General features: G+C 50.8%; 1 protein-coding gene and 1 pseudogene. Both read right to left on the bottom strand.

The window, feature by feature from the left end; translation table 11 throughout:
* Nucleotides 1-257: 257 nt before the first annotated feature.
* Nucleotides 258-2048 carry a TolC family outer membrane protein gene (locus EJP87_RS14980; RefSeq protein ID WP_193771429.1) on the bottom strand — a complete coding sequence of 597 codons (1791 nt, stop codon included), beginning with the start codon at nt 2046-2048 and terminating at the stop codon, nt 258-260.
* 311 nt (nt 2049-2359) lie between these two features.
* Nucleotides 2360-3116, bottom strand: a pseudogene (locus EJP87_RS18020) (hypothetical protein); the annotation flags it as partial.

Genomic DNA, 3116 nt, shown 5'->3' with positions numbered 1-3116 from the left:
CGAAAAAAACAACCGAAGAGTGTTGGCACGGCCATCGGATTGCCTGTCAATTTCATGCCACCTATCCAACAACAATTATCTGCACCTGTCACTGTGCCGTTTTACCTGTTTCAAAAAATATTCAGCAAATTGTCTGCTCTTAACAGGCATCGTCTCTGACTGCAGCCATTTCCGCCAGAGAGGGAGGCCACCACCAGGTGCACAAAACCAGTAGGATGGGAGGCAACCGCAATGGCGTGCATTGCTGCAAACAACTTCTAGTGTTGGGGCGAATCTCCCATAATGGCATTCACTGCTGCCTGAAAAATGGACTCTTTTTGCACAGAATCTGCCGGTTTCTGAACCTCAGTTGCAGCCACAACAGCCGCTTCTGACTCTTGCCCTTCTTGTTCTATTGTCTCGGTTTGTGCCTGGCTGCTCACACTATTTGCAGCATCATCACCCGTTGCCGAAGAAAAATCTCTTCCAGACGACACTGCTGATGCAGAACGCATCGGCGCTACCTCAGGCAATGGCAGCGCAACAAAAGAGGCAGATGGCTGTGCAAAAGATGCAGTCGGCGCTTCAGAGGGAGTGATCTGCGACTTTAAATCATTTTTGCCATTGGCTTTTTTTGAGTCGGTTGGATTGGCTTTGGGCAGATCCTCTTCCATGCGGTTGGGATCAATATCACGCTTCTCCTTGTCCATCAAACCATCAGCAGCAGGCGGCAAGCTGGCCGTCACCGCTTGTTGCAAAGAGCCCATGCGCGCAAACAGTTCATAAGCGCTCTTGATATAGGTCAACTCTTCAACCAGCAGACCATTTTTGGCCGCAAACAGCTCATTTTCCGAGTTTAACACATCCAACAAGGTCCGCTTGCCCATCTTGAATTGATCATGGTAGGAGGCGGTCACCTGTTTGCTCACCTCATAGTGCTGACGCATAAAACCGATCCTGGTTTGCGCCATGGTCAATTTGTTCCAGGATTCGCGCGTATTCTCTTCCAAAGCCCGCTGGGTCTTTTCCTGAAGCTGCTTGGCCTGTTCCAGCAAGTTGCGTTGCTCAGAAATACGGGCCATATCGGCACCACCAGCAAAAGCATTATAGTTCATCCGCAACATGGCGGCGGCTGATTGGGAATGGCCCTCAACACCACTCACATTGGCATTGTTGGTTCCACTCAACTCCAAATCTATCTTCGGCATCAAGCCGGCTTTTGCCACATTCACCCCCGATTCCGATGCCAGTACCGCCAAACGGGCCGCTCCCAACTCCGGGTTGTCGCGCAAAGCTATCTCTAAAGCCTCTTCCACCGACTTTGGCAACATATCTTCCGGCACCTGCGGACGCACCATCTCCGTCTCAGTCAAAGGAGCCAAACCAATAATCTCGGTAAATTTTGCCTGGGCATTTTTATAAGCTGCCTGATTGCTGGCATGATTGGCCGACGCCAAATAGGTTCGGCTTTTGGCCTGGTGCACGTCCGCTTGCGGACCAGCTCCCCCTTCATATTTGCGCTGTACCTTGGAAAGAATCCGTTGATGCAGCAAAACATTATCCTTGATCAGCTCCAGTTGGATATGTTTCATCACCAGCTCAACATATGCCTGCACCGCCTGTAACGCAACATTATCGGAGGTCAGAGCCACGCGAGCCTGGGCACCTTTCAACTGTGCTTTGGCCTGGGCAACCTTCGATTTGGTATCAAAACCATCAAAGAGGTTCTGTTTCAAAAGTACACCGGTCTCCCCGCGATCCAACTCCAACCAATGCCCGGAACGATTGGCTGAGGCACGGGTCGTGGTGTTATCTGATCGCTCCCGACCATATCCAGCCGTAAAATCCAAACGGGGCAAATATCCGGCATAGGCTTGACGCACTTTTTGATCCAATGATTTGCCATACTCTTCGGCAGCTTGAACCTCAGGATATGTTTTTACCGCCAACTCCACCGCTTCACGCATCGTCATGCTTTCTGCCGGAGCAGAATGTATTGCCAAACTCATTCCGGCAACCATTGCCAGCAGCGTGCGCGATACTGCCGAATTTCTGCCATTCTTGCTCATGAATGTCCGACTCCTGTCGTCATCGATGAAATGAAAAATACCCCCCTGCTGGATCGTCGCCTGCTCGGCAATCTTAAACTCCGATGGCCATACGCTCCCCCTGCGGGGATTGAATGCAAACATTATACCGAACCACCGAGCCACACCAGAACGAAACAAATTTTGCGGATTGTAACACACTCACCCCGGTGCAGCAACCCGAAAAACACCCCCTCTTTGGAAAAAATTCCCACTATTTGCTTGATGATACAGAAAGTCAGACATGAAATAATACTCCATGAGAAGGGGCTTTTTTGCCTGATCAGGGGAGATCAGACCCCAAACAATACCGACAAGGCACTGGTTCCAGATACATGCGCATTGTCTAAAAGTGTGATCTGCGTATCTGTGATCCCATGCGCTTTCCAGGCATCTTTGCCCTCGGTAAAAGAGCTGGTGCTCCCATTCCAGGAGGTCGCAATGGCCTTCACCTGGGCAACACTCAAAGCATCCAACTGCGCCACAGAGAGAATGGAGATTTGCGTTGCCGTCAATGCCTGCATTTGACCAGAGGTTAATCCGGTCATTTGACTGGTCGTCAAGGCACTGATCACCGTTGCCGTTAAAGCAGCCATCTGGGTCGGGCTAAAGCCAGCAATTTTTGCAGAGCTCAAACTATTCCATTGTGTATCGGCCAAACTGCGTAACTGGGTGGTACCCAAACCTGCCAACTGGGTATTGGCCAGATTGCTCAACTGTCCAGACGTCAAACCATCCAGTTGCGTGTCATACCAGGAGCTCAATTGCGCCGAACTCAAACCATTCAGTTGCGTATCAACCAAGGAAGTGAGCTGTACAGAGCTCAACCCCGTCAATTGATTTTGTTCCAGTGAACGCAACTGCATAGAGGTCAGACCATTGAGCGCTGTATCGGCCAACGCCAACAACTGACTCCCCGTCAAACCATCCAGTTGCGTCGCCGCCAGAGAAAACAACTGACCGGAAGAGAGACCGCGCAATTGCACTGCAGACAAAGAGGACAACTGACTCGAACTCAAACCATCCAACTGGCCGCTGGACAAAGAGGTC

Origin of the sequence: Candidatus Magnetaquicoccus inordinatus (assembly GCF_004217665.1) — a bacterium.
GTDB lineage: Bacteria > Pseudomonadota > Magnetococcia > Magnetococcales > Magnetaquicoccaceae > Magnetaquicoccus > Magnetaquicoccus inordinatus.
The sequence above is the reverse complement of the archived record's forward strand: the minus strand, read 5'-3'. Positions and strand labels throughout refer to the sequence as shown.

Excerpts from the sequence above, each read along its gene's own strand:
- EJP87_RS14980 (WP_193771429.1), bottom strand. The coding sequence starts at position 2,048 with ATGAGCAAGAATGGCAGAAATTCGGCAGTATCGCGCACGCTGCTGGCA.